At 60.6% G+C, this 24,834-nt stretch carries 20 protein-coding genes; 13 read left to right on the top strand and 7 right to left on the bottom strand.

Annotated elements, in window-relative coordinates:
* Positions 1-85: 85 nt before the first annotated feature.
* The 3 genes from AB3Y40_RS13380 to AB3Y40_RS20420 all read left to right on the top strand — a co-directional run bounded on the left by AB3Y40_RS13380 (position 86) and on the right by AB3Y40_RS20420 (position 3,339).
* Entirely contained in the window at positions 86-430 is a 345-nt protein-coding gene (locus AB3Y40_RS13380; RefSeq protein ID WP_369439285.1) for a hypothetical protein, read from the top strand.
* 51 nt (positions 431-481) lie between these two features.
* Positions 482-883: a DUF4864 domain-containing protein gene (locus tag AB3Y40_RS13375; RefSeq protein WP_369439284.1), complete on the top strand. Its 402-nt coding sequence runs from the start codon at positions 482-484 to the stop codon at positions 881-883.
* 164 nt (positions 884-1,047) lie between these two features.
* Positions 1,048-3,339 carry a right-handed parallel beta-helix repeat-containing protein gene (locus tag AB3Y40_RS20420; RefSeq protein ID WP_459553983.1) on the top strand — a complete coding sequence of 764 codons (2,292 nt, stop codon included), beginning with the start codon at positions 1,048-1,050 and terminating at the stop codon, positions 3,337-3,339.
* 6 nt (positions 3,340-3,345) lie between these two features.
* On the opposite strand, the gene AB3Y40_RS13360 is transcribed toward AB3Y40_RS20420, so the two are convergent.
* Both AB3Y40_RS13360 and AB3Y40_RS13355 read right to left on the bottom strand, forming a co-directional pair.
* Positions 3,346-4,011, bottom strand: a complete 666-nt coding sequence (locus tag AB3Y40_RS13360) for a hypothetical protein (protein ID WP_369439283.1) — start codon at positions 4,009-4,011, stop codon at positions 3,346-3,348.
* 40 nt (positions 4,012-4,051) lie between these two features.
* The gene (locus AB3Y40_RS13355; RefSeq protein ID WP_369439282.1) at positions 4,052-4,528 is read right to left on the bottom strand and encodes a YdcF family protein; all 477 of its coding nucleotides are present in this window, start codon (positions 4,526-4,528) and stop codon (positions 4,052-4,054) included.
* 222 nt (positions 4,529-4,750) lie between these two features.
* On the opposite strand from AB3Y40_RS13355, the gene acs reads away from it, so the two are divergent.
* Together acs and AB3Y40_RS13345 are read left to right on the top strand one after the other, a co-directional pair.
* Positions 4,751-6,700, top strand: a complete 1,950-nt coding sequence (gene acs, locus AB3Y40_RS13350; RefSeq protein ID WP_369439281.1) for an acetate--CoA ligase — start codon at positions 4,751-4,753, stop codon at positions 6,698-6,700.
* Positions 6,701-6,802: 102 nt separating this feature from the next.
* Complete coding sequence (locus AB3Y40_RS13345) at positions 6,803-7,267, top strand: hypothetical protein (protein WP_369439280.1); 465 nt, start codon at positions 6,803-6,805, stop codon at positions 7,265-7,267.
* Here the strand turns inward: AB3Y40_RS13345 and AB3Y40_RS13340 are convergent.
* Entirely contained in the window at positions 7,245-7,811 is a 567-nt protein-coding gene (locus AB3Y40_RS13340; RefSeq protein ID WP_369439279.1) for a hemerythrin domain-containing protein, read from the bottom strand. The two genes, AB3Y40_RS13345 and AB3Y40_RS13340, sit on opposite strands and share 23 nt — an antisense overlap.
* A 273-nt stretch (positions 7,812-8,084) precedes the next feature.
* On the opposite strand from AB3Y40_RS13340, the gene AB3Y40_RS13335 reads away from it, so the two are divergent.
* From AB3Y40_RS13335 to AB3Y40_RS13315, 5 genes are all read left to right on the top strand, one after another.
* Positions 8,085-9,719, top strand: coding sequence for a peptide ABC transporter substrate-binding protein (locus AB3Y40_RS13335; RefSeq protein ID WP_369439278.1), 1,635 nt, complete (start codon positions 8,085-8,087; stop codon positions 9,717-9,719).
* An 84-nt stretch (positions 9,720-9,803) separates the two neighbouring features.
* Positions 9,804-10,727 (top strand): oligopeptide ABC transporter permease OppB, encoded by a 924-nt coding sequence (oppB, locus tag AB3Y40_RS13330; RefSeq protein ID WP_369439277.1) that lies wholly within the window; start codon positions 9,804-9,806, stop codon positions 10,725-10,727.
* Between the two features lie 12 nt (positions 10,728-10,739).
* Positions 10,740-11,666 (top strand): ABC transporter permease subunit, encoded by a 927-nt coding sequence (locus tag AB3Y40_RS13325; RefSeq protein ID WP_369439276.1) that lies wholly within the window; start codon positions 10,740-10,742, stop codon positions 11,664-11,666.
* Position 11,667: 1 nt separating this feature from the next.
* Positions 11,668-12,636 (top strand): oligopeptide/dipeptide ABC transporter ATP-binding protein, encoded by a 969-nt coding sequence (locus tag AB3Y40_RS13320; RefSeq protein WP_369439275.1) that lies wholly within the window; start codon positions 11,668-11,670, stop codon positions 12,634-12,636.
* On the top strand, positions 12,636-13,643 hold the full coding sequence (locus AB3Y40_RS13315; RefSeq protein WP_369439274.1) for an oligopeptide/dipeptide ABC transporter ATP-binding protein: 1,008 nt from the start codon (positions 12,636-12,638) through the stop codon (positions 13,641-13,643). The genes AB3Y40_RS13320 and AB3Y40_RS13315 overlap by 1 nt, the downstream gene beginning before the upstream one ends.
* Here the strand turns inward: AB3Y40_RS13315 and AB3Y40_RS13310 are convergent.
* From AB3Y40_RS13310 to AB3Y40_RS13300, 3 genes are read right to left on the bottom strand one after another with little or no spacing between them, the layout of a single operon-like run.
* Positions 13,640-14,260, bottom strand: a complete 621-nt coding sequence (locus tag AB3Y40_RS13310; RefSeq protein WP_369439273.1) for a hypothetical protein — start codon at positions 14,258-14,260, stop codon at positions 13,640-13,642. The two genes, AB3Y40_RS13315 and AB3Y40_RS13310, sit on opposite strands and share 4 nt — an antisense overlap.
* A 49-nt stretch (positions 14,261-14,309) precedes the next feature.
* Positions 14,310-18,908 (bottom strand): translocation/assembly module TamB domain-containing protein, encoded by a 4,599-nt coding sequence (locus AB3Y40_RS13305; protein ID WP_369439272.1) that lies wholly within the window; start codon positions 18,906-18,908, stop codon positions 14,310-14,312.
* A complete protein-coding gene (locus AB3Y40_RS13300) occupies positions 18,905-20,704 on the bottom strand; it encodes an autotransporter assembly complex protein TamA (protein WP_369439271.1) in 1,800 nt (599 codons plus the stop codon). Before AB3Y40_RS13300 ends, AB3Y40_RS13305 begins: the two co-directional genes overlap by 4 nt.
* A gap of 156 nt (positions 20,705-20,860) precedes the next feature.
* Here AB3Y40_RS13300 and AB3Y40_RS13295 point away from each other — a divergent pair, with 156 nt between their 5' ends.
* The 3 genes from AB3Y40_RS13295 to AB3Y40_RS13285 are packed head-to-tail and all read left to right on the top strand — an operon-like array spanning position 20,861 to position 24,010.
* The gene (locus AB3Y40_RS13295; RefSeq protein WP_369439270.1) at positions 20,861-21,847 is read left to right on the top strand and encodes a membrane dipeptidase; all 987 of its coding nucleotides are present in this window, start codon (positions 20,861-20,863) and stop codon (positions 21,845-21,847) included.
* Positions 21,837-23,486, top strand: coding sequence for a hypothetical protein (locus AB3Y40_RS13290; protein WP_369439651.1), 1,650 nt, complete (start codon positions 21,837-21,839; stop codon positions 23,484-23,486). Before AB3Y40_RS13295 ends, AB3Y40_RS13290 begins: the two co-directional genes overlap by 11 nt.
* Positions 23,483-24,010 (top strand): DUF3726 domain-containing protein, encoded by a 528-nt coding sequence (locus AB3Y40_RS13285; protein WP_369439269.1) that lies wholly within the window; start codon positions 23,483-23,485, stop codon positions 24,008-24,010. The genes AB3Y40_RS13290 and AB3Y40_RS13285 overlap by 4 nt, the downstream gene beginning before the upstream one ends.
* Here the strand turns inward: AB3Y40_RS13285 and truA are convergent.
* Positions 24,007-24,774: a tRNA pseudouridine(38-40) synthase TruA gene (gene truA / locus AB3Y40_RS13280; RefSeq protein WP_369439268.1), complete on the bottom strand. Its 768-nt coding sequence runs from the start codon at positions 24,772-24,774 to the stop codon at positions 24,007-24,009. The two genes, AB3Y40_RS13285 and truA, sit on opposite strands and share 4 nt — an antisense overlap.
* Between the last annotated feature and the right edge of the window lie 60 nt (positions 24,775-24,834).

Raw genomic sequence — 24,834 nt, 5'->3', positions numbered from 1 at the left:
TTGTCCCTTTCCTTGTTGTTGCGCTGACCCCACCACAACGCTGCGTGATGTGAAAGGGGAACTGTGCTAAGCTTGCAGCATGGCCATGGACCGGGACACTGTCATCGCAATCTATGATCGCCTGATCGCGGCGCATCCCGACCTCGTGCGCAAGGGCAAGACCAGCGCCTATACGGCGATGAACGGCAACATGTTCAGCTTTGTCGGCCCGGACTGTGAGATGTGCCTGCGCATGTCCAAAGACGACATCGCTGACTATGGCGCGGACTGGGATGCCTCCCCGGTGATCCGCCACAATGCGGTGATGAATGGTTATGTGGCTGTTTCTGATGCGCTTTTGGCCGACGAAGTCGCCCTTGCCGCGTGGTTTTCCCGGTCAGTGGCCTTTGCAGGAACGTTGAAACCAAAGCCCACAAAGAAGAAGAAATGAAACCTCTGGTCGTTGTCTTGCGTATCTAGAAAGACAGCAGGAGGAAGTCTGATGCGTTTTTTTGCGATGATCCTGGCCTTTTGGGCCTTCGCCGTGCCAGTGCAGGCGCAGGATAACAAGGCGATTGAGGATGTGATCGGCCAGCAATTGCAGGCCTTTACCGACCGTGACGTTGCCGCCGCCTGGGAACATGCCAGCCCGATGATCCAGGGCATGTTCGGCAATTCCGCACGGTTCGGGCAGATGGTTGAACAGGGCTATCCGATGGTCTGGGACAATCGCGACGCCGCCTTCATGGAACTTGAAGGTTCGGGCCAGTTGGTGCTGCAAAAGGTGTTTATTCGTGATGCAGAAGGGGCAGGGTGGGTGCTGTCCTATGCGATGCTGGAAACAGACGCCGGTTGGAAGATCAATGGTGTCAGCGTGGTGCCAGCGCCTGAATTGTCGGCCTGATCAACTTCGGCCACCGTCACGGTGGTCTTAGCGGTTCTTTACGCGCAAGCCTTATCCCTGATCCCGGTGACTGCCCGACATCCGGTGCGGTCTTTTTCAAACATACGCGGATGTGCACCGGGCCCGCGCCCGGCACTGACCTGCGTCCGGGCGAGGGATTTTTCATGAACAAGGCAATTACTGACGGGATCGTGCTGATGCCGCTGCCCTTTGCGGCAGGCTTGAGTGTCTGGTCAAGCGGCAATGGCACACCGGGGTCAGACACCTATGCGGGAAGCGGCACCGGTGTTTTCGTCAGCGCCGATCAGGATTTTGGCGGTTGCCTTGAGGTGCAAAAGACCAACAACACCCAAAAAGTCCGCTACATGGCGGAAACGCCAATCTTGCCGGGCTGTTATTTGCAGATCACCGCGCAGGTCAAGGCGGTGGCAGGCCCGTTGCCTAATGTGCGGATCGCAGGGTGGGCCGGGGCAGCAGGTGGCGGCTCTGCCAGTGTTGCAACGTCTGTGGGTCCTGCCACGCCACTGACCACCTATGGCGAGGTGGTCGAAATTTCGGCAATCGTGGGCACCGGTGACCGCAATGGTGTTGATCTGATCTGGCCCGAGGCCGCTTATGGCCACTTTGGCATTGATCTGACAGGCAATAGCGGCGGGCTTGTCCGGGTCGATGACATTCAGATTGTTGACATCACAAGTGCTTTCCAGCGCGATATGATGGCGATGGTCGATGTGCGGGACTATGGCGCGTTAGGCGATGGCAGCACAGACGATTCCGATGCGTTTGAAGCAGCGGATGCTGCTGCAGATGGGCGCGAAATTCTGGTGCCCGCCGGTGTTTTCAAGTTGACCAAGAACGTCACCATTGAAAACCGGATCCGGTTTGAAGGCACGGTCGACCAGACCCGTGGTAAGCATTTCATCCTGCGCAAAGACTTCAACTATCAGACCTATGTCGATGCTTTTGGCGATGAAGAGGAAGCGTTCAAAAAGGCCTATCAGGCGCTGATCAACTTTGCTGATCATGAATCGCTTGATCTGTGTGGGCGGCGGATTTCGCTGACAGAACCGCTTGATATGCAGGGTTGCGACCCGGATCGCACCAGCTTTGCCACGCGTCGCGTGATCCGCAATGGGCAGTTTCAGTCGGTCACAGGTAATGCGTGGAACACAAACACCATCAACAGTCAGGCACGCTATACCCCCGGCACCAATGAAAAGCGCCTGACCAACGTGGTCAACGTCGCCAACGTCAAGGTTGGGGCGCTGGTCGAAGGCTCTGGCGTGGGCCGAGAAGTCTATGTGACATCCGTCAACGTGGGGGCCGCGACGGTGAACATCAGCCAACCGCTATATGACGCAGCGGGTACGCAAAACTATACCTTCCGGCGCTTTGCCTACCTGCTGGACTTCTCCGGCTACGACAGCCTCAGCCAGTTCATTCTGGACGACATCGAGTTCCAATGTTCGGATGAATGCAGCGGGATCATCATGGCGCCTGACGGGCTGACGTTCCATGTGCGGGATTGCTTCATCAACAACCCAAAGGATCGCGGCATCACTTCGCCGGGGCGCGGGTGTCAGGGTATGCTGATCGACCGCTGCCAGTTGATTTCAAGCGAAGAACCACTGCCGGTGCAAAGCCGCAAGTCCATTGCGCTGAACGCCAATGCCAATGACATCAAGCTGCGTGACAACCGCGTGTCCAAGTTCAAGCATTTCTGTGTGCTGGCCGGGACCGGGAACATCATCACGGGCAACCACTATTTCCACGGGGACAACGAACAAGACGGCATCCGGCGCGGCGGTGTCGTCCTAACCCGGCCAAATTGCGCGACGATCATCAATGGCAACTACATCGACAACAACTTTATCGAGTGGACGAACGAACACGAGGCCGATCCGGGCTTTGCCAATCAGTTCTCGTTTGGCGGGCTGACGGTCACGGGCAATATCTTTATCGCCACGAATGTCGGTGCCGGCTTTGGCTTTATTGTGATCAAGCCCTTTGGATCAGGCCACTTCGTGCATGGGTTCTCTGTTGTCAGCAATGCGTTCCGCGTCTTCAACGGCAACATCACCCGGGTCGACAAGGTGGACACCACATTTTCGGACCTTGATTATGACCGGATGCGGGTTGTCACGTTCGAGGCCAATTCGTTCCACGGGATCAACAACCCGGTCTTTAACCCCGCGCGGTTGGAGCATACGCAAAATACCGCGTCGCGGAATTGGGTGGCGGATACAGAACCAGCACTGCCGTTCAAAGGCCAGGCCCGGTTTGTCGATGCAGCCGTGCCGTCAGGGGCGATTACCACGAGCAGCGGCGGGCAGATCTATGAACAACCATGGGCGGACACCAACTATGGCGGGGACAAGCGGTCCGTTCGTTTTGTGTGGGACACACCGGTAAAGGGCAAGCTGCGCTATGTGGTGCGGATGGATAACCCAACCTGATCTGGCCTAGAACGTCAGCCAGGTTTCCAGCTTCAGGGCCGCGCCACGATCACCGGTGAGGCCCTGAACGGCACCTATGGCCACTTTCATATTGGGTTTCCAGTTCCAGATGACCGTTGGGCTGATCTTGGCATAGACATCATCGGTCCAGCCTTGTCCGGTCTGCAATTGCAATGTGGTGGTCCAGCGGTCATTCCAGTTGCGGCCCCATGTGGCGTCCATTTTTGGCCGCCAAGTTGTGTCTATGGTGCCGATGGTGGCGCTGGTATCAACCGCGAGCCAACCGTTTTCGATGCCACGCCCCCAGGAAAACCCAGCCCGCAACAGCGTCTCGGTCGGTTGCCGATTGGTCGCGCGCACCCCGTAAGCCACGTTGACCGCCCAACGATTTTGCGCCGTCAGATCGCCGATGGGAATATTGGCAAAGGCAAAGGCTGTGCCGATCTGTCCCTTGTCAGCGGTATGCACGTCAATCCCAAGAGTGATCCGGTCGGTCAGACCCCATTCGGCATATAGCGTCGGGTCGTAGTGCACAGGCAGTTGCGCGCCTTCTGACAGCAGAAAATTTCCGCCAGCCGCGATGAATAATTCGCCCTTTTCGCGCGCCCACGCGCCTGCAAGGGCAGGGGATGCCGACACCATCAGCAAACAAGACAGCAGCACAGATTTCATGCGCCACAGGGTCGTTCATCTTGATTAATGTTGTGTTAATTCAACCTTTGCGCCGCCTTATGTGCAGTCGTGCGGCATAGATCGGCAAGGCCAACCCTTCGCGAATATTTGCCTTGATCATCATGCGGTCCGGTTGCGGGCTCGAGGTACGTGCGCGCAGGCCGAAGTGCCGGGCGACCATCGCCGCGCGGCGCGCGTGATAGCGGTCGGTCACAATCACCACCTCTCGCGCGTTTTTGGCCGACAGGATCGGCATGGCATTGCGGATGTTTTCCAGCGTCGTGGTCGATTGATCCTCTGGCGCAATGGCGTCAGCGGGTAGGCCTGCGTCCAGCAGGACTTGCGCCATGACCGCTGCCTCTGTCGGCGGGTGCTGGCCCAGCCCGCCGCAAGGGATAACCAGTGGCGCAACCGCTTCATGCCACAACATGGCCGCATGCTGTGTTCGCCGCAAAAGCGTGGGCGAGGGGCCGGTTTGCCACACCGCAGCGCCAAGGATCAGGATTGCATCCGCCATGGGGTGAAACTTGGCCGTCAGTCTGAAAATCGCAAGGGGCTGTAAATTAGTTTTCAGCCCGGCGTGCCTTTGGTCCGGTTTTTTGACAGCACGCCCGTGCCCAGGATCGCCACACCTTGGCAAGACCCGACAAACCCGCATAGTGCAGCAACAGGAGGGCACGCCGCTTTGGCGGTGTGCAGCACAACTCGTGCGAGAAAGACCAGTTTGGGGGGATCCACCATGACCGATACGCTTTATCCGCCAAGCGCTGCGATGGCCGCAGGCGCACATGCCGACAAGGCCACCTATGACAAGATGTACGCCGATTCCGTCGCGGACCCGGCGGCGTTCTGGGGCACCCACGGCAAGCGTGTTGACTGGATCAAACCCTATTCCAAGGTCAAGAATACCAGCTTTGCCCCCGGCAACGTCAGCATCAAATGGTTCGAGGACGGCACGTTGAACGTCAGCGCCAATTGCATCGACCGGCATCTGGCAACGCGCGGCGATCAAACCGCGATCATCTGGGAACCCGACAACCCAGCCGATGACGCGCAGCACATTACCTATAAGCAGTTGCACGCCAAGGTCTGTACATTCGCGAATGTCCTCAAGTCGATGGGCGTGGGCAAAGGCGACCGGGTAGTCATCTATATGCCGATGATCCCCGAAGCGGCCTATGCCATGCTGGCAAGTGCGCGCATCGGCGCGATCCATTCCATTGTTTTTGCAGGCTTCTCGCCCGATGCGCTGGCCGCCCGTGTCAACGGGTCAGAGGCCAAGGTCGTCATCACCGCAGACGAGGCCCCGCGCGGCGGACGCAATACGCCGCTGAAGGTCAATGCCGACAAAGCGTTCGAGAAGATCACAGGCAATGCCAAGATGCTGGTCGTGCAGCGCACTGGTGGTGGTGTCGCGATGCAGGACGGACGCGATGTCTGGCTGCACGAGGCTGAAGCAACCGTTGATGCTGATTGCCCGCCCGAAGAGATGAACGCCGAAGACCCGCTTTTCATCCTTTATACGTCGGGCTCGACGGGTATGCCCAAGGGCGTGGTGCACAGCACCGGCGGCTACATCGTCTATGCCTCGATGACGCATCAATACACGTTTGACTATCACGATGGCGATGTCTTCTGGTGCACCGCCGATGTGGGCTGGGTCACAGGTCACAGCTACATCGTCTATGGGCCGCTGGCGAATGGCGCCACGACGCTGATGTTCGAAGGCGTGCCGACATATCCTGATGCGGGCCGGTTCTGGGCGGTCTGCGAAAAACACAAAGTGAACCAGTTCTACACGGCCCCCACCGCGATCCGGGCGCTCATGGGCAAAGGGACCGAGTGGGTTGCGCCTTACGATCTGTCAGACCTCAAGGTGCTGGGCACCGTGGGCGAGCCGATCAATCCAGAGGCATGGAATTGGTATAACGAGGTTGTGGGCAAGAGGAACGTGCCGATTGTCGACACCTGGTGGCAAACCGAGACAGGCGGGCACCTGTTAACGCCGCTGCCGGGGGCCACCACAACCAAGCCGGGGTCAGCAACAACCCCATTCTTTGGCATCCAACCCGTCATTCTGGAACCCACCAGCGGGGAAGAGATCACTGACACAGCGGCGGAAGGTGTCTTGTGCATCAAGGACAGTTGGCCTGCCCAGATGCGCACGGTCTGGGGCGATCACGAACGCTTCGAAAAGACCTATTTCGCTGATTACAAGAACTACTACTTCACCGGCGACGGCTGTCGCCGGGATGAAGACGGCTATTACTGGATCACCGGGCGCGTTGACGATGTGATCAATGTCTCGGGCCACCGCATGGGCACCGCAGAAGTCGAAAGCGCGCTGGTGGCGCATCCCGCAGTCAGCGAATCCGCCGTGGTTGGCTATCCGCATGACGTCAAAGGGCAGGGCATCTATGCCTATGTCACGCTGATGGGCGGGCAAGAGCCAACCGATGCGCTGCGCAAGGAATTGGAAACCTGGGTCCGGTCCGAAATTGGGCCAATCGCCAAACCTGATCTGATCCAATGGGCACCCGGTTTGCCCAAAACGCGGTCCGGCAAAATCATGCGCCGCATCCTGCGCAAAATCGCCGAAGATGACTTTGGTTCACTGGGCGATACCTCGACCCTGGCAGAGCCTGAAGTGGTCGATGACCTGATCGCAAACCGAATGAATCGCAGTTAACGCAGGTTAACCAAACGTTTCGATATTCCTGAGGTTTGGACACCTCCTGTGGTAGGCTCTCATCTGTAAAGGTGGGGGCCTTTCGCTTGAAAGGAGGGGGCTGTGCTCAGTCCAATCTCTCCTGTTGGGGCACCGACGTCCGGGTCACGGACCGGGGCCGAAGGGCAGCAGGATCAGAACGCAAATCAGCGGGCAGGGGCCGCGAAAGGGGCCGATGCCGTCGCACAGGCCAGCGCCGCTGGGACGGTTGATCTGGCGCGCACCGCAAAAGTGCCAGCGGCAGAGGCTGCGACGCGCGCCGATCCACCGCCGCCGCCGCGCCCGGCGATGCAAAACCTCAGCCTGCCGGTACGTGCGGATGCGCGCTCTGTCATGATGGCGATTGCATCGGACCGGGATCCGCAAATCTATGGGCCAGAGGCTGATATGGCCGCCAATGCCGCCGCGGCAGAGCGTGCGCGCATTTTGTCACGCGCGCAGGCCATCGTAGAGGCGGTGATGGCGCAAGACACAGAGATTGCAGCCCAAGACCCCTATAGTGCCGCTAAATCTGGGCGCCATATTTAAGGATCACCGGCACCACCAATTCTTCTTCATCGGTCAGGTGCCGGTCCAGCAGCCGGTGTAGCAACCCCAGATGATCGTGCAGATCACCAACGGCGCCCCTGAGCGGGTCGCGATTGTCCAGCTTTTGCAATGCGCCATTCGCAAGATCGACGAAATCGGACAGGTGCCTGTCGATGGCATGGTGATCGGCATCGAGGATCGCAAAGCCCTTAGTGATCCGTGCGTCCTTTTGGGACAGCACCGGAAAGTAATGCGTATCTTCGATAGTGTGATGTTCGTGTAGCCCGTTCACGAAATGCCCGCCATAGCGCGACATGACTGCGCCGAAACGCGGTGCTTCCATCGTTTCGTCGATCAGCGCCTCGGCGGTTTTGGTCATATCGGCCAAAAGCCGCCGAAACATCAAATGCCGGTCCAGCCAGAACCGGATCAGCGCGTCAAAACCGGGGTCTGTGGTCCAGCCGTCGCGTGGGTATGCCGCCAGCAAGACCCGCAGCGGATCGGGCAATCCGGCGCGATTTTCCAGGTTTAAGGCCTCTGACATGTCACGAATCACCTTCTACGCGCCGTTTTCGGTCTGCCCCGGCCGTACGTGCAGGCAGGGCCAATTACGATTGTTTGCGGGAATGGGGCCGCGGTGTCTATATCTTGCGCACGAAGGGGCTTTGGATTGCGTGATCCAATTTGCCGCGGGGTCAGCCCAAGATCACCCTTGCCATTTTGTGAAACCTCTCAAAGGATACCCTATCGGCGCTTTACGCGCATGAGTTGATCACAAAGCCGGGCCGGACAACGGCCCGCCAATTGGGAGAAATCTATGACATTCAAAACAAAAATGATGGCCTCTGCCGCGGCACTGCTTATCGCGACCAGCGGTGCTGCATGGGCTGACGGCCATGCAACCCATCCCGAAACCGGCGATGCGCTCGCTTCTGAACAAGTCTTTACCTATCGCGATCTCGACGAAAGCCCGTCGATTGATCCCGGTGTTGCCGAAGACAGCGCCGGCGGTGATATCCTCCGCGACTTGTTCGAAGGCCTGATGAACCAGGACGCTGACGGTAACCTGATCCCCGGCGTCGCCACCGGTTTTGAGGTCAGCGATGACAACCTCGTCTACACCTTCACGCTGCGTGACAACGCCAAGTGGTCCAACGGTGATCCGGTTGTCGCCGGCGACTTTGAATACGCCTGGAAGCGGGCCGCGTCGCCTGAACTCGCCTCGCCTTACAGCTGGTTTATCGAGTTGATGAGCCTTGAAAACGCATCCGCCGTGATCGCGGGTGAGATGGATCCATCAGAGCTGGGCGTGACAGCCATTGACGACAGCACGCTTGAGGTACGCCTGACCCAGCCGCTGCCTTATTTCGCGCAGATGACCACCCACTTCACCACCTTCCCCGTGCACAAGGCGACCGTCGACGCACATGGGTCCGAATGGACACAAGCGGGCAACATGGTGTCCAACGGTGCCTACAAGCTGACCGAGTTCGTGCCGCAGGAACGCATGGTGCGCGAGCGCAACGAAATGTACTGGGACAACGAAAACACCTATATCGACAAAGTTGTCCGTCTGGTGATCCCGGATGAGAACGTGGCCCTGACCCGTTATCTTGCGGGCGAGCTTGACCGCACCGCAGTCCCCACCGGCCAGTTCCCGCGCCTGAGCGAGGAGTTCCCGGATGAGGCGCTGTCCGTGCCAACGGCATGTTCCTACTACTACACCATCAACCTGACCGACACGGGCAACCCTGCGCTGATGGACGCCGACGTCCGCAAAGCGCTGAGCCTTGCGATTGACCGTGACGTGATCGTCGAGAACGTGCTCGCCGGTGGTCAAAAGCCTGCATATACGTTCACCCACTGGGCGACGGCTGGCTTTGAAACCCCTGACATTCCAATGGCTTCGATGACCCAGGCCGACCGGAACGCCAAGGCGGCAGAGATGATGTCAGCTGCAGGTTATGACGCGGACAACCCGCTTGAGATCGACCTGATCTACAACACCTCCGAAGGCCACAAGTCGGTCGCCATCGCGGTCAGCCAGATGTGGAAGCAAACACTGGGCGTCGAGACAACGCTTGCCAATCAGGAATGGCAGACCTTCCTCGAAACCCGTGGCAATCAGGACTATCAAGTGGCTCGTGCCGGTTGGTGTGCTGACTACAACGAAGCCTCTACCTTCCTTGACCTGATGGACTCGGGCTCTGGCTATAACGACGCCAAGTACGAGAACGCCGAAGTGGACGAACTGCTGGCAGCCGCCAAAACGGCAGATAACCCACAGGCCAACTATGACCGCGTGGAAGAGATCGTCGCGCAGGATACGCCGATCATTCCAATCTACCACTATGCATCCGTGAACATGCTGAACGATGCGCTGGTGGGCTGGCCGGTCAATAACTTCCAACAGAACTGGTACTCGAAAGACTTCTACAAGAAGGCCGAGTAACTTTACCTGACCAAGACCGCGCCCCCTGAGATTTCAGGGGGCGCGATTGCATTTGCCGTCTTTCCTGATGCGGACCCTGACATCATGACCGCCTATATTATTCGCCGCCTCGCTGTGGCCGTCCCGACGTTGTTGATCCTTGTGATCCTGTCGTTCATCCTGATGTACGCAGCCCCCGGCGGCCCGTTCAACTCCGAACGCCCGTTGCCGCCGCAGGTGCTTGCCAATCTCGAAGCCAAGTACGGGCTGGATCAACCGTTCTGGAAACGCATCACGACCTACGTCTGGAGCGTGACAACTCAATTCGACTTTGGCCCATCGTTCAAATTCAAGGATCGGTCAGTCAACGACATCATCGCCCAAGGCTTTCCGGTGACGCTGACCTATGGCTTTTGGTCCTTTATCGTGGCCGTTGTCGTCGGCGTCTCACTCGGCGCTGCCGCTGCGATCCGCCAGAACAGCTGGCTGGATTATCTGGCCGTTGGCGTCTCTGTCGGCGCGCAGGTGCTGCCAAACTTTGTGCTGGGCCCGATCCTCATCATCATCTTCACCTTGTGGCTGGGTGTGCTGCCCGGCGGTGGCTGGAACGGGGGGCAATGGCAATATCTTGTCATGCCGGTCATTGCACTTTCAACATCCTACATGGCCTCCATCGCGCGGATCACACGATCATCAATGCTTGAGGTGTTGAACACCAACTTCATTCGCACCGCGCGGGCCAAGGGCCTGTCATCCAGCCGCGTGATCTGGAAACACGCACTCAAACCCACCATGTTGCCCGTCATTTCCTATCTGGGGCCCGCGTTCGTGGGTATGATCACCGGCTCTGTGGTGGTTGATCTGATATTCTCCACCGGCGGCATCGGGCAGTTCTTTGTGAACTCTGCCTTCAGCCGCGATTATTCGGTGATCATGGGGATCACGATCCTCGTGGGGTCACTGACCATCCTGTTCAACCTTGTGGTCGACATCCTCTACGCGTGGATCGATCCCAAGATCCGGTATTAAGGAGGGCAGCGCATGTTTCCCAACCGAGCAACCGTAGAAAGCCTTGAAGACGCCGCACACATGGCCGAAGTGCAGGGGCGGTCCTTGTGGGGCGATGCCCGCGAGCGTTTCTTTCGCAACCGTGCAGCCGTGGTGTCGCTGATTGTGCTGATCTGCATCGCGGCCTTTGGATTCCTGGGTGAACTTGTCGCCCAGTACGAACGCGATTTTGTCGACTTTTCCCTGATGGGGGCCAATGCGACTCAAGGTGTGCCGTCGTTCGAGACGGGCCACTACTTTGGCACTGATGCCTCTGGCCGTGACCTGTTTGCGCGCGTCGTGCAAGGGACGCGGATATCGCTGATGGTGGGCATCGTCGGCGCGATGGTCGCTGTGATCGTCGGTACGCTTTATGGTGCCACGGCGGGCTATTTCGGGGGCCGGGTCGACGGCATCATGATGCGCACCGTTGATGTGCTTATGTCGATCCCCTTCATGTTCGTGCTGATCCTGATGCTGGTCATCTTTGGCCGCTCGCTGTTCATGCTGTTTCTGGGCATCGGTTTGATTTCATGGCTGGATATGGCCCGCATTGCGCGCGGCCAGACGCTGACGATCAAGAACAAGGAATTTGTCGAGGTCGCCTTTGCCACCGGTGTGCATCCGCTGAAAATCATCCTGCGCCACATCGTGCCGAATTTGCTGGGCATCGTGATCGTCTACGCCACGCTGCTGGTACCTTCGATGATCATCTTCGAGTCCTTCATCAGCTTCCTTGGGCTTGGGGTGCAGGAACCCAACACCTCGCTTGGGGCGCTGATTTCCGAGGGCAACAAGAACATCGGCAACGGCACGCCGTGGCAATTGGCCTTTCCTTTGGGCTTTTTCGTGATCACCATCTTTGCGTTCTTCTTTGTGGGCGATGGCCTGCGGGATGCACTCGATCCTAAGGACCGCTGACATGAGCTTGCTTGAAATCGACAACATGCGCGTGACCTTCAGCACGGCCGACGGTGATGTGAACGCCGTCAACGGCGTGAGCTTCGGCATTGACGCGGGCGAGACGTTGGCGATCGTCGGCGAAAGCGGATCAGGCAAAAGCCAGACCGCCTTTGCGACAATGGGCCTGCTGGCCAAGAATGGGCGGGCGACGGGTGCGGCGCGGTTTGACGGCACGGACCTGCTGCAAATGGGCCAGCGCGCGCTGAACAAGATCCGCAGCAAAGAGATCGCGATGATCTTTCAGGATCCGATGACCTCGCTCAATCCCTATATCCGCATCTCGGAACAGATGGCCGAGGTGCTGATGCTGCACAACGGTCTGTCCAAGACCGACGCGATTGCCGAAAGCGTCAAGATGCTGGACGCGGTGAAGATCCCCGATGCCCGCAACCGAATCCGCAGCTTCCCGCACGAGTTTTCGGGCGGTATGCGTCAGCGGATCATGATTGCCATGTCGCTTCTCTGCCAGCCCCGTCTGCTGATCGCGGACGAACCGACAACTGCGCTGGATGTGACCGTACAGGCGCAGATCATGCAGCTGCTTGGCGAAATTCGCGATGACTTTGGCACCGCAATCATCCTGATTACGCATGATCTGGGGGTTGTGGCCGGGTTCTGTGATCGGACGCTGGTGCTGTATGGTGGCCAGATCATGGAAGACGGGCCAACGCAGGCACTGTTTGACAATCCATCTCATCCCTATACCCGCGGCCTGCTGAAAGCCGTGCCGCGGCTTGACCGTGCGGATGCGGAACTCTTGACCATCGCGGGCGAGCCTCCTGATATGTCGCGGCTGCCGCAGGGCTGCCCCTTCTCGCCCCGCTGTGCGCAGGTTCAGAACACTTGCCCCAGCCTGCGCCCGCAGTTGGAGGCCTTTGGCACCAATCGCCGCCGCGCCTGTCTTTTGTCTGTTGAGGAGGTCGCCTGATGTCCACGATCCTGTCTGTCCGTGATCTGTCCGTCACTTTCGACGTCCGCCGCCCCGGATCATGGCCCTGGACCCCGCCCAACAAACTGCACGCCGTCAGCCAGATGACCTTTGACCTTGAGGCAGGGCAGTGTCTTGGCGTCGTTGGCGAATCCGGGTCCGGCAAATCAACGCTCGCCCGCGCGATTGTCGGCACTGTGCCTTCCTCGGGCGGGGTGATCGACTTTGAAGGCCACGATCTGGCCGCCATGTCGCCCGCGCAACGCCGTGTGCACCGCCGTGATGTGCAGATGATCTTTCAAGACCCGCTGGCGGCTTTGAACCCGCGCATGACCGTGGGTGAGATTATCGCAGAACCGCTTGTGACCCACGAACCCGGCACCAGCCGCGCCGAGCGCAAGAAACGCGTGCAAGAGTTGATGGAAAAGGTCGGCCTGCTGCCCAACCTGATCAACCGCTACCCGCATGAATTTTCCGGCGGCCAATGCCAGCGGATCGGCATCGCCCGCGCGCTGATCATGAAACCCAAGCTGCTGATCTGTGATGAACCGGTTTCGGCACTGGATGTCTCGGTGCAGGCGCAGGTGGTGAACCTGCTGATGGACCTGCAGCGCGACATGGGGCTGTCGATGATCTTCATCGCCCATGACCTGAGCGTGGTGAAACACATCAGCGACCAGATCATCGTGATGTATCTGGGCCGCCAGATGGAAATGGCCGATGCCGAAACGCTGACCACGCGGCCTGAACACCCCTATAGTCAGGCACTGATCTCGTCAGTCCCGATCCCTGATCCCGCACTGGAAAAGGCCCGTGTGCGGCCCATTCTGGAAGGTGAACTGCCGTCCCCCTTGGCCCCACCCTCTGGCTGCGTGTTCCGCACCCGTTGCCCCAAAGCACAGGCGTCCTGTGCTGCGGCCTTGCCGGTGTTCGAAGACGTCGGTGATAGCCATTTCGTCGCCTGCCCATTCCACGCAGCAGAGGACGTGCTGGCCGCAACCGCCTAGCGGCCCCAGACCTGCAGCGGGCCGGTCAAGGTAAACCCGGCCTGTTGGACATCTCGCAGATGATCGCCGTGGGCGTAGCCCACGATCGGCTTGCCGGATTGCGCGGCGATATGTGCAAAACCCGGCAGGACTTCGGGGCCAAAGACGTTCGACAGGCCAATGCAATCCGCTGAATGGTTGAGCACCGCGCCTGCCGAAAACCCCGCGCCCTCCGCGCGTCCCCAAAAGGCGATGTCGGCGCGCTGCAACACGCTGTCTGGAAACTGCCGCTGATCGCTGGGGGACCCGCCCGCTTTCCAGGCATTCTCCCACACGCGCAGCGCGGCGGGCTGCGTGATGTGCTGCCATCCGGTGTGGGCGACAGGGGCAAAGTGATCGGCCCAGAACCACTGTGCGGCGAACATCTTTGACAGTCCCAAACGGGCCAGATCAAGGCATGCAAAGCTGTCTTTGATTGCAAAGCCTGGTGTCGCGTGATGGGCCGCCACCCGCGCCCTCAACTCCTGACCCGCGGCAGGGTCCAATGCCACCATATGTCCGTGATAGGGCGGGGGATCGCCCCGCAGTTCAAGCGCGACTTTATCACGCTGAATCGGTACCCCGTGCGCGGCTGCCATTATCGCATACCAATCCGCGTTGTTGGCCGCCGCCAGAACGGCGCGGGGGTCAGTAGTCGCGCTCAAAAAACACGCCGATGCTGGTCTCGCCATCGGCATCTACCGTGCCCTTGGCGGTGATTTCAGAGGTGATATCGAGGTTCAGATTGATCTCTGTCTCGCCCTCGGAATTGATCGTTACATCGGTATAGACGTTTTCGGTCAGATACTTACCGGCCCGCACCGCCGCATTGCCATCGGCATCGGTGGTGACGTCAAAGTCATCTAGCCCCACGCCCGCGCGAAAATTGTCGATGATTCCGCCACCACCGCGCCCGGCCAACGTGCCGACAGCAGCGGCCAGTTGCACGGCCTGCAACGGGCTGATCTCTGATATGTTGCGCCCAAAGATCAACTGCGACAGCACCTCGTCCTGCGGCAGGTCGGGGGTGGATTGGAAGGTGACATCAGGGGCATTTGCAGGCCCTTCGACGATGATGCGGATCTGGGTGCCTGTGCGGGCCTCTGTTGCGGCCACAAGGCGCAGGTAGGGCAGGAAATCGCCCTGCAAGGTCGCTGACCCCTCGGTCAGATCAAAGCGCTGCTGCAGGATATCCAGCCGCCCGCGCACCAGTTCAAACTGCCCGATAGGCACGACCGCATTGCTGGTGCCGCCGATGTTCAGCGTGCCGCCAAGCTCTGCATCCAGTCCGCGCCCACGGATGAAAATTCGGTTAGGCGCATTGACTGTGATATCCAGCGGGAAACCGGGGCCTGCGGCTGCGGCGCTGTCTTGCGTGTTGCCGCTGGTGCTGGCGCCTGCGCGGTCCAGCGTGGCCCTAACCCGCCCGTCGGCCCCGATGTGGGTCACATCCGGCAGATCACCCAAGGCCCCGATCCCCGACGATGGCACTTGCACGTCGGTTTGGCCGATGTTCAGCGTGCCTGCGATGCGCGCGCCACCTGCCAACGGGCCATTCAGGCCAACGGTGCCATCCACGGTTGTCCGGTACAGATTGGGGTCCTCCAGCACGACGCCCTGCAGATCAATCGCCAGATCACCATTGAAAGGTGACGCCAGCGTGACCGGCCCATTCACCGAAAGGCTGCCGCCGTTGCCGACATTGCCGCGCAGGTCCACCTGCGCACGTTCGCCCGCCAATGTTACGCCGCCGGTCAGGTCTTCCAGCGCCAGCCCAAGAGTGGGGGCCGTGGCACGTGTACCAGCGGTGCTTATCCGGCCCGAAACGGATGACAAGGCAGGTGGGCCGTTGACCGCGATGTCAAACGTCACATCCCCGTCAATGCGGCGCGGCTCGATAAAGCTGTTGGCCAGACCAAGCGGGGCTGTGCCATCAACCGTCAGGTTCAAGGTGCCGCTGTCCGCGACCTGACCGCCGACGGTTGCACCAATGCCGCCGGGGCCAGTGGCATTGACGTCCACGCCCCATCCGCCGCTCAGGCGGCTGGCGCTGCCGCTTGCTGTCGCCGGGCCAGACAGGCTGCCGCCGGTCAGCGGGCCGATGTCATTCAGGCGCGCATCGAAATTTGCGCGGCCGGTACCATCATCGCGCGCATCAACCGTACCGCTGGCGCGTAGCGCCGGTGTTTCGACGGCAAAGTTGCGCACCGCATAGCCGCCATCTGTTCGCTGTACTTCGGCCCGCAGGGATCCAGCCCCACGCAAGAGTTGATCCACCACCGGATTGCCGATAGCGGGGCTGATCGTGTCGATGGCGATTTGCGCGTCAATCCCGCTCAGGTCCGTGACCGCGCGACCCGTCAGGCTTGCAGTGACAGCGCCGGAAAGCGGCAGCCCCGCGATCCCGCGATAGCGTGTCAGTGAACCGATGCGCGCATCCAGCGTGCCCGCAATGTCAAAGGCATCCCCCACCGGTGTGGCCGTCGCATCCACCGTGGCAGAGGTATCGCCCAGCGTCGCCCGCAGGTCCGCCTCTGCAACGCCGCCCGCATCGCGGCTTGCGGTGCCGATAAGGGCACCATCGCCTGCGAGGATCGGGTCAATCGCCGCATCGCCAATCGCCAGATCGCGGCTGCCGATAGTCAGATCGGCGTTAAACGTGCTCAGATCGGACAGCGCCGTACCACTGATATCGGCCGAAATCTGCCCACCAATCGCGCGCCCCGCAAGCTGCGCAAAAGGCGCAAGATCAGCCACATCAGCGTCTACCGTGCCCGCCAGCTGGTAAAGATCACCCTGCGGCGTTGCGGTCGCATCCACACGCACGTCCGTACCGGTACCAATGGCCACAAGGTCAGCGGTGATCTTGCCTGCATCATCGCGGTCAGCTGTCAGGTCCAGATCAAGCGGACCTGTCAGCCCTTGCGCCACGCGGCCCGCATCGTTGATCGTCAGATCCAGCACAGCCGCCGCAGCACCTGTCATGCCGCCATCAGCGTCGGCTTTCAGATCAACCGCCGGTGTCTGAAGGTTCAGATCGGTCAGCCGGTAACGATCCGCCCCGGTGCGGGCCACACTGGCCGAAACTCTGCCAGGCCCGTCCAGCAAAGGGTCAAGCTGCGCAATGCCGGTCTGCAAATCCTGCGTTGTGGCGCTGATGTCCGCATCAAAGCGCAATCCATCGCTGAGCAGCACACCGGTCGCCGTGATCTCTGCGGCACCGCCCAATGGCTGCCCGCTCAACGCGCGATAGCGGGTCAGATCGGTGATGGCCGCGGTCACTGCTGCGTTGATCGTCTGGCCAGTTTCGGCAGGGTTCACGGTGCCGCTGGCGGTCAGCGTGGCGGCGGGGCCGGTGCCTGCGATGTCAAAACGGATGACGCCTTCGGCATCGCGCGCCGCTTCTCCAGTCAGTTCTGCCGGACCGTCCAGACCCTCTTGCACCAATGCGACGTCGTTGACGCGCGCACCAAAGGCTGCCGCACTCTCATCGCTGGTCAAGGTGGCGCTTGCGGTTACCACCGCTTCGTCCGTGGCGATGCGCAGCCCTTCCAGCCGGGTCCCGTTGGTGTCGCGCACAGCCTGCAGGGACAGGCTGCCGTCGCCTGCTAGCAATGGGTCAAGCTGGGCAATGCCAACAGTCAGATCAGTGGTCACCCCGGACATCAGTACATCATACTGCCCGTCCAGCGGGCTGATCATCGGGATGATCGTCAGATCAGCGGACCCTGCCAGTCCGGGCTGGCCCACCAAGGTTGCAAACCGGTCCAGCGCCTCTGCCGACAGGACCACGTTTGCGGTGGTCCGCAGGTTGTCCGCGGGCGTGGCAATGGCGGCATCGGCCATCAGTTCAATTCCCGGCCCGGTCAGCGTCAGGCGGCTGATTTCGGTGGGGATGCCTTCTTTGTAGGCCAGCGACAGATTGCCTGTGATCGCATCGCCAAATGCCTCTGCAGCACCTGCGTCATCCAGTTCTACACCCGTGGCGTCATAGGTCAGATCTGCGGTCACCTCGCCAACGGCAGCGCCAGTGCCTGCGATGATCTTGCCGCCGCCCTCAAGCCCGATCCGGGCGACAAATAGCCCGGGCCGGTCAAACCCGACGATGTCAAAGGCCGCGGTCCAATCGTCGGACACCGCGCGGTCGTAACCGATGTTCAGGTTCACCCGGTCAACAAATGTCTTGGGGCCAGCAAGCGGCAGCAGCACGATGTCACCGTCGTCACTCGAGATGGCCCCTTGCAGCGCCAATTGATTAGGCCAGCCACCGGGCGCAATGGCGGCGCTGCCCGTCAAACGCAGCTTGTCGGCGCGCAAATCCAGCGTCGACAGATCAAAACCGCCCGTGGCACTTTGGGTGCCTTGGGCGACCAAGGCGACATCGGTGCCAAAGAATTCCTGATAATCCGGCGCCAGCAGCGGCGCGATATTGCCGCCAATATCCAGCCCAAAGCGGCTTTGACCGTTGTCTGAGGCTGTCAGGCTAAAGTCGCCCTGCACCCGTGGCTGGCCTTCAGTCGCAAGGGCAAGGGTCGCGGCAAAGTCATTGAGCGGGCCCGCACCTTGCAGTTCCAAATCAAGATCAGGCGCGCCGGGCAGGTCGATCAGCTTGGCCACAATGCCTGCGGGCCCTTCTTCCAGATCAAGGGTCAGGGTCAGATCGCGGGTTTCATTCACAAAAGCCCCGTCGATTACAAACGTGCCGGTCTTGCCGTCCAACCGCTGTGCCGTGACATTGGCGCTGCCTTCGCCACTGGCCAGCCCTGCAGCACCGCTGACCGCAAACGCCAGCGGTTCACCCAGAAAACTCTCACCCAGTTCGATCCGGTCAATGGCCAACTGGTCCAACTGAATGCTGACCGGCAGCTCTGGCAGCGCAAAGGGGGTCGCCTCTGCGGCGGGTGCTTCGACCCCTGATGGAAGCGGCGCACGGGCCACGACGATCCGCTCTGCGCTCAGTTCCTCGACGTCAATCGCGCCGCGCAGCAGTGCGCTTCGGTTCCAGTCCAGTGTCACGTTTTCAAGCGTCAGCCAGACGCCTTCACTGTCCGCGACGGTCAACTGCGTGATCGTGGCCTCAGAGCTTAGCGCGCCCTGAAAACCCTGAATATTTACCACCCGTTCATCGCCGGACAGGTTGTCCTCGATCAGCGTGGTCAGATAACCCTTGTCTTCATCAGAGGCGTCTTGCGCAGCAGCGGACAAGGGCAGGGCAGCGGTCAGGGTGGCAAGGATCAGTTGTCTCAAAACGCTTGTCCGATCCCGATGTAGACCTCAACCGATGAAAATGCATCATCGCCATTGGCCGGTGTGCCGACATCCAGACGGATTGGGCCGATCCCGGTGTTATAGCGCACGCCGACGCCCAGACCTGCGTGCCAGTCGCCATCTTCGCCCGGCACTTGCGTCGCGCCGACATGGCCGATGTCATAGAACCCGACCAATCCGATGCTGTCGGTCACGCCATAGCGGGCCTCTAGCTGCGCGCCGATAAAGGACAAACCACCGGTGGTGGTCGTCTCACCTGCGGCTACAGTCTCTACGCCCAGCGACTTGTAGGTTTGCCCGCGCACCGTGCCGCTGCCGCCCGAATAGAACAGAAAATCGGCGGGGGTCTCTGCGATGTCCGGCCCGATCACCGAACCGACTTGCCCGCGCGCAGCGATGCCGAACCTCTCCGCCTCGCCAAAGGTCTTGTAGTACCGCGCATCCACATAAAGCCGACCGCCATTGGCACCCCCGTCAAGCGAGACAAAGGGCGTCGCATCCACGTCGATGTAATATCCGTTCTGCGCGTTGGTCGAATCGTCGCGTTTGTCGTAAGTAGCGGACAGCGGCAGGGTGAACAGCGTGTATTCCCGCACGCCCAAATCGGTCTCTTCCCGCGCGGTCAGCAGACCCAGGCCGACCGAAGCACTCAGGTCATCAGTCAGTTTGCGGGTGGCGATCACCTCGATCGCGGCCTTGTCCAGCAGGTAATCTGGCTCGTCCTCGCGGCTGAGGCTGGCGTTAAAAGTCAGGTCGGTGTCTGCGCCATAGATCGCTGGGATCGTCAAGCTGGTGGCAATGCGATAGTCGGTCCCGCCTGTGCCGCCGCCGATGCCTGCAACTTCACCTTCAACCCGCAGCCGTTCGGCCCCGCCCCAGAAATTGCGGTGCAGCCAATAGGACGACACCTTCAAACCTTCGACAGAGGATAGCTCGATCCCGAAACCGATCCGCCGGGGCAGGGCCTCGACCACCTGAATGTCAACAGGCAGCGTTTTTCCGGGGCCGATCGCCTCTGCCTCGCGCAGATTGATGCTGTCAAAGGCTCCGGTTTCGCGCAGGCGGCGCGCGGCCTTTTCCACCTCTTGCGGGGAATAGACGGCGCCCTCTGGCAGGCCCGCGATCCGGGTGATCGCCGTGGCGCGTACGTCCGCATTGCCGCTGACGGTCACGGCCCCAAATGTCAGTCGCGGGCCGGGCGCCAGCCTGGCGCTTGCGTCCAATTTCTGCGCCGCATGTCGCGCCACGATCTGCTGATCCGCTACATCGGCCTTGGCATGACCGGCCTCACGCCAGGCGGTAACGCCCGCAAGCGCCGCTTGCCGGATCAGGTCGGCACCTGCGTCCTCACCGGGTGCAAATCCGTCGGGCAATTCAGTCGCTGGCGGCAAAGGGGCCACACGCGCCTGCCCAAAGGTGAACTTTGGACCCTTGTCGATCTCGATCCTGATAGTGTTGATCGCACCAGGGGCTGCAAGCGGTGAAATACCCGCCGCCTCGCGCCCGTTCAGCGTGATCGACACGGTGCCGCTGTAATACCCGGCACTGTAAAGTGCAGTCAGCAAAGCCCGATAATCGGCGCGCGCGGCTGCGACATAATCCTGTGGGGCGGGGTTCGTCTCGGGATCGAGCGCCAGCACCAGCGACGCGCTTTCCAAAAGGCCGGTGATCTGCGGCCCGGTGTCGGGGGCGTTCAAGGTAATATCCTGCGCGGCAACCGGGGCCGCCAACGCCATCACACTGGCAAAACCAAAACGCTTGATTGCAGACTGCACCCGACCACCCCTTGTTTTTCCAAATGATAGCCCGCGCCGGGCGAAAGGAAAATGCCGCAAGCGTTCACATTGCGGGGAAACGCGCAGTTCTTTTCCCGCGCAAGCGTGGTCGCATTCGGGCATTGGCGGATCGGGCGAATCCGCTAATCTGCGGGCATGGGATACCTCATCGACAACCTGCAATACGCCAATTGGTCCGAAAAAATCTTTCGCCAGATGCGCGCGGGCGGCGTCGACGCTGTGCATGTCACCATCGCCTACCACGAAAGTTTTCGCGAAATGGTGCTGGAGCTGGAAAAGTGGAACCGCTGGTTCGAACGCTTCCCGGACCTGATCCTGCGCGGGCTGACCGGCGATGATGTGCGCCGGGCGCACGATACTAACCGCACCGCGATCTTCTTTGGCTTCCAGAACCCCAGCCCGATTGAGGATGACATCGGCCTGATCGAGATTTGCCACCAATTGGGTGCGCGGTTCATGCAGCTGACCTATAACAATCAGTCGCTTCTCGCGACGGGCTGTTATGAAGACGACGACACCGGTCTCACCCGCTTTGGCAAACAGGCGGTGACTGAGATGAACCGCGTGGGCCTTGTGGTCGATATGTCCCACTCGGCGGACCGTTCTACGCTAGAGGCGATCGACCATTCCAGCCGCCCTATCGCGATTACTCACGCCAACCCCGACTGGTGGCACCCGGCGCGCCGCAACAAACCCGATGAGGTGCTGCGCGCCCTGACCGCGCGCGGCGGAATGTTGGGCTTTTCGGTCTATCCGCACCATCTGGCAGGCGGCGGGGCCTGCACGTTGGACAGCTTTTGCCAGATGATCGCAGAGGCCGCATCGCGCTATGGCGCGCAGAACCTCGGGATCGGCACCGATCTTTGTCAGGACCAACCTGACAGCGTGGTCGAATGGATGCGCGTCGGACGGTGGAGCAAGGACATCGATTATGGCGAAGGCTCTGCCGACAACGCAGGCTTTCCCCCGATGCCGGATTGGTTCAACGACAACCGCGACTTTGGTAACATCCGTGATGGGCTGAGTGCGGTCGGCATGTCCCCGGCAGAGGTTGACGGGATCATGGGCGACAACTGGCTGCGGTTCTATGATGCGAACTTTGGGCCCTGCGATGCTGGATGATTTCAAAACCCCGCCGCAAATGCCCCTGCGCCCACCCAGCGAAGTGATGCGCCTGCGCCGCATGGGCGCATCCTTTCCCACGCGCTTGTCGTTTCTGCGCAGCCTGACCCGCAAGCTCGGGGCAGAGCAGGTGCAGGTCACCCGCCCGGTGTGGGAAATGTCGCCGGACGGTTTTGGCCATGCAGTCTACTGCTTGGATTTCGGCGGCTTTACCTATTCCCTTGTGGCAGTCTCTAACGACTTGCCGCCCGACCAACGCACCGACCGGGTGATCGCCACCGCATGGGACACGGCTTACGTCCTCTACGACGGCGTCCCATCAACGGATGAGGTCGCGCGCATTGTCGCCGCCGCACCCAAGCAAGAGGCATCGCGTTATACAGAACGCGATCTGGTGCTCAGCCGAGCCAATAAATCCATTCGCCTTTGGGCGCACGTGGTCGACGCGCTGCGCGCCGGGCGGCAACCCGACCGCCGGCTTGTCGCGCAAACCGGCTACCTGATGCGCACCACCGCCGTTTATGGCAACGGCAAGTTTGGCATCGCCGACCGCGCCCGCATCGCGGATCGTCCGGGACTCTCTGGCCCTTTTGCGGCCGAGATGCTGACCGTCTGGCTGATCCGGGGGTTCACTCATGATCTGGTCGAACATGTGGGCGGTGCGACCCTTGACCGTGACCTGAAACGCCACCTTGGGATCGGCAATTCCACTGGCCTTGGCATGGCGCCATTTCTGGTCTCGCACCCGCTTTTGCTGGACGCTTGGATGCAGGTGCGTGAAACCGCATTGGCCCGGGTCCGCGCGATCCCAGCGCTGTCACCAATTCAAATTGAACGCTTCTATGCGCTGGTCGCGCGTGCAGCCCAGCACCTTGCCGAATGGCAAGTGCCTGACGATATCGCAGCTGGCCGTATTGCGACCCTGCGGCAAGAATTTCTAACCTTTGCAAATCGTTTGACGCCAGAGCTGATGTTGGGCGCGACCCCGATTGACGCAATCATCAAAGCCTCCACCGCCTATTCCGTCGATTGCCAAGAGCTGATCGTGGCCCTTTGCCTGGAACCCTTCGGTGACCTGATCGACGGGCTGACCGACTGCATGGCAACACCATTTCAGCCTCAGATTGAACCTGCCATGTCCTGTGCCGATCTGGCAGCCCTGATCGCCCGCGACTGGGGCTGGGCCTGCGACATCGACTATGCCACACCCGTCAACTGCGCGCGGTTCTGGTACGTGTCAGAGGCCAAGCTGGAACCCCGCCTAGGCGACCGCCACGTAGAGCCGGGCGGTGACCGCGAAAGCCCGCTCGATATCGCCCGACAGGTGCAGGCGCTGTCCCGCGACCTTGGGACAGACGGCAATGTCGCCGCCTTCCTGCGCGCTCATCCACGGCACCGCTGTGCCCTGCGCCGCGTGCAAACGCTGGCCCTGCATCCTTACGCCGAAATCCGCGACAACCTGATCGGTGAGGGCTGCCTGCCCATCGACATGCTGCGCTGCAAGCTGGCGTTCTTTGGGGCCGCCAAGTTCGATCCCAAATCCGACCGCTGGACCCGGATCACACTGGCCCAAGGCGCACCGCTGTGGGATGAATTGGACAATGCTGACGACTGGTGGCTGCCCACCTTTGCTGCATGAAACGCGCGCGGAACGAGATTGAGGGCATAGCGCTGAAAGCTGCGCGCGGGGCTGGTGTGCCGCTGGGACATGCCGAAGATTTTGCACGCGCAATTGGCACCTTGACGATGGCAGCACCGGGCGAAATCTCCAACCTTACCAACGTACTATCTGGGCCTTTTGACGTCGCAAGCTCAGACGATCCCCTCACGCTCGACGGTCCTATACTGATGTGCGCGCCGCTTGCGATTGATGCACTGCGCGCAGGCGAAAGCACAGTGATCTTGCGCCGCACGGAACCTGAGGCGCTGCTTAACGCCTACCTGCGGAACGCAATGCAAGACTATGATCTTTATGTGAAACATAGTGGCGGCGTGCTAACCGCCTTACCCGCTGGCGACCCTGCACCGCTGCCCACTGCGCCGATGAATATCCCCGATCACATCTGGCAGGAATGGGAGGCGTTGGCGGCCAAAACCTATGTGCCTGAAACGGAAGAATCGCGCTTGGCCGGGGCCGGTGCAGGTTTGACCGACAACGACTAGGCGAACGGATCGGCAGGATAGCCGACACCCGCCAGATACAACCCTTCAGGTGGGCAAACCGGTCCGCAAGCCGCGCGTTCCTTCGCGGCCAACGCGCGCCCCACATCATCCGGTGCCCATGCGCCCGCGCCGACACGTTCCAACGTTCCCACAAAACCGCGCACCTGATTGTGCAAAAACGACTGCGCACGGACGTGAAAATGAAAGAGTTGCCCGCCACTTACGGGCAATTCCTCAACCCGCAATTCGTCCAAGGTGCGCAAGGGGCTATCTGCCTGACAGATCGAGGATCGGAAGGTCGTAAAATCATGCCGGCCAAGCAACTGGTCCGCCCCGGCCTGCATCGCGGCCCCATCCAACGGATGACGCACCTGCCACATCAGACCTTTTTCAAGCGTCAAGGGCGCACGCCGCACCGCGAGTTTGAACAGATATCGCCGTTCCACCGCCAAAAACCGGGCATGCCAATCCTCGGCCACATGCGCGCAATCGACAATCGCAACCGGCGCGGGCTTCAGGTGATAATTCAGCGCCTCCGACAGCCGAAACGGGTCCCAATCCTGCGTCAAATCGCAATGTGCTACCTGGCCGGTCGCATGCACCCCTGCATCCGTCCGTCCGGCAGCGGCGATGGAGTGTGGCCCCGGTTCCAGCTTGGCCAATGCGGCCTCAATCGCGCCCTGCACCGATGGCTGGTCCTTCTGCCGCTGCCACCCGGCAAAGGGCGCACCATTGTATTCAACTTTCAGGGCAAAACGCGGCATAGCGCTGCTTTAGGGGGAGGATGCGCCAAAATCAATCCCTACCCAAGCCGCGACCCCGCG

The sequence above is a fragment of the Yoonia sp. R2331 genome, assembly GCF_041103235.1.
Lineage (GTDB): Bacteria > Pseudomonadota > Alphaproteobacteria > Rhodobacterales > Rhodobacteraceae > CANMYO01.
This window is presented reverse-complemented; position numbering and strand designations above follow the sequence as displayed.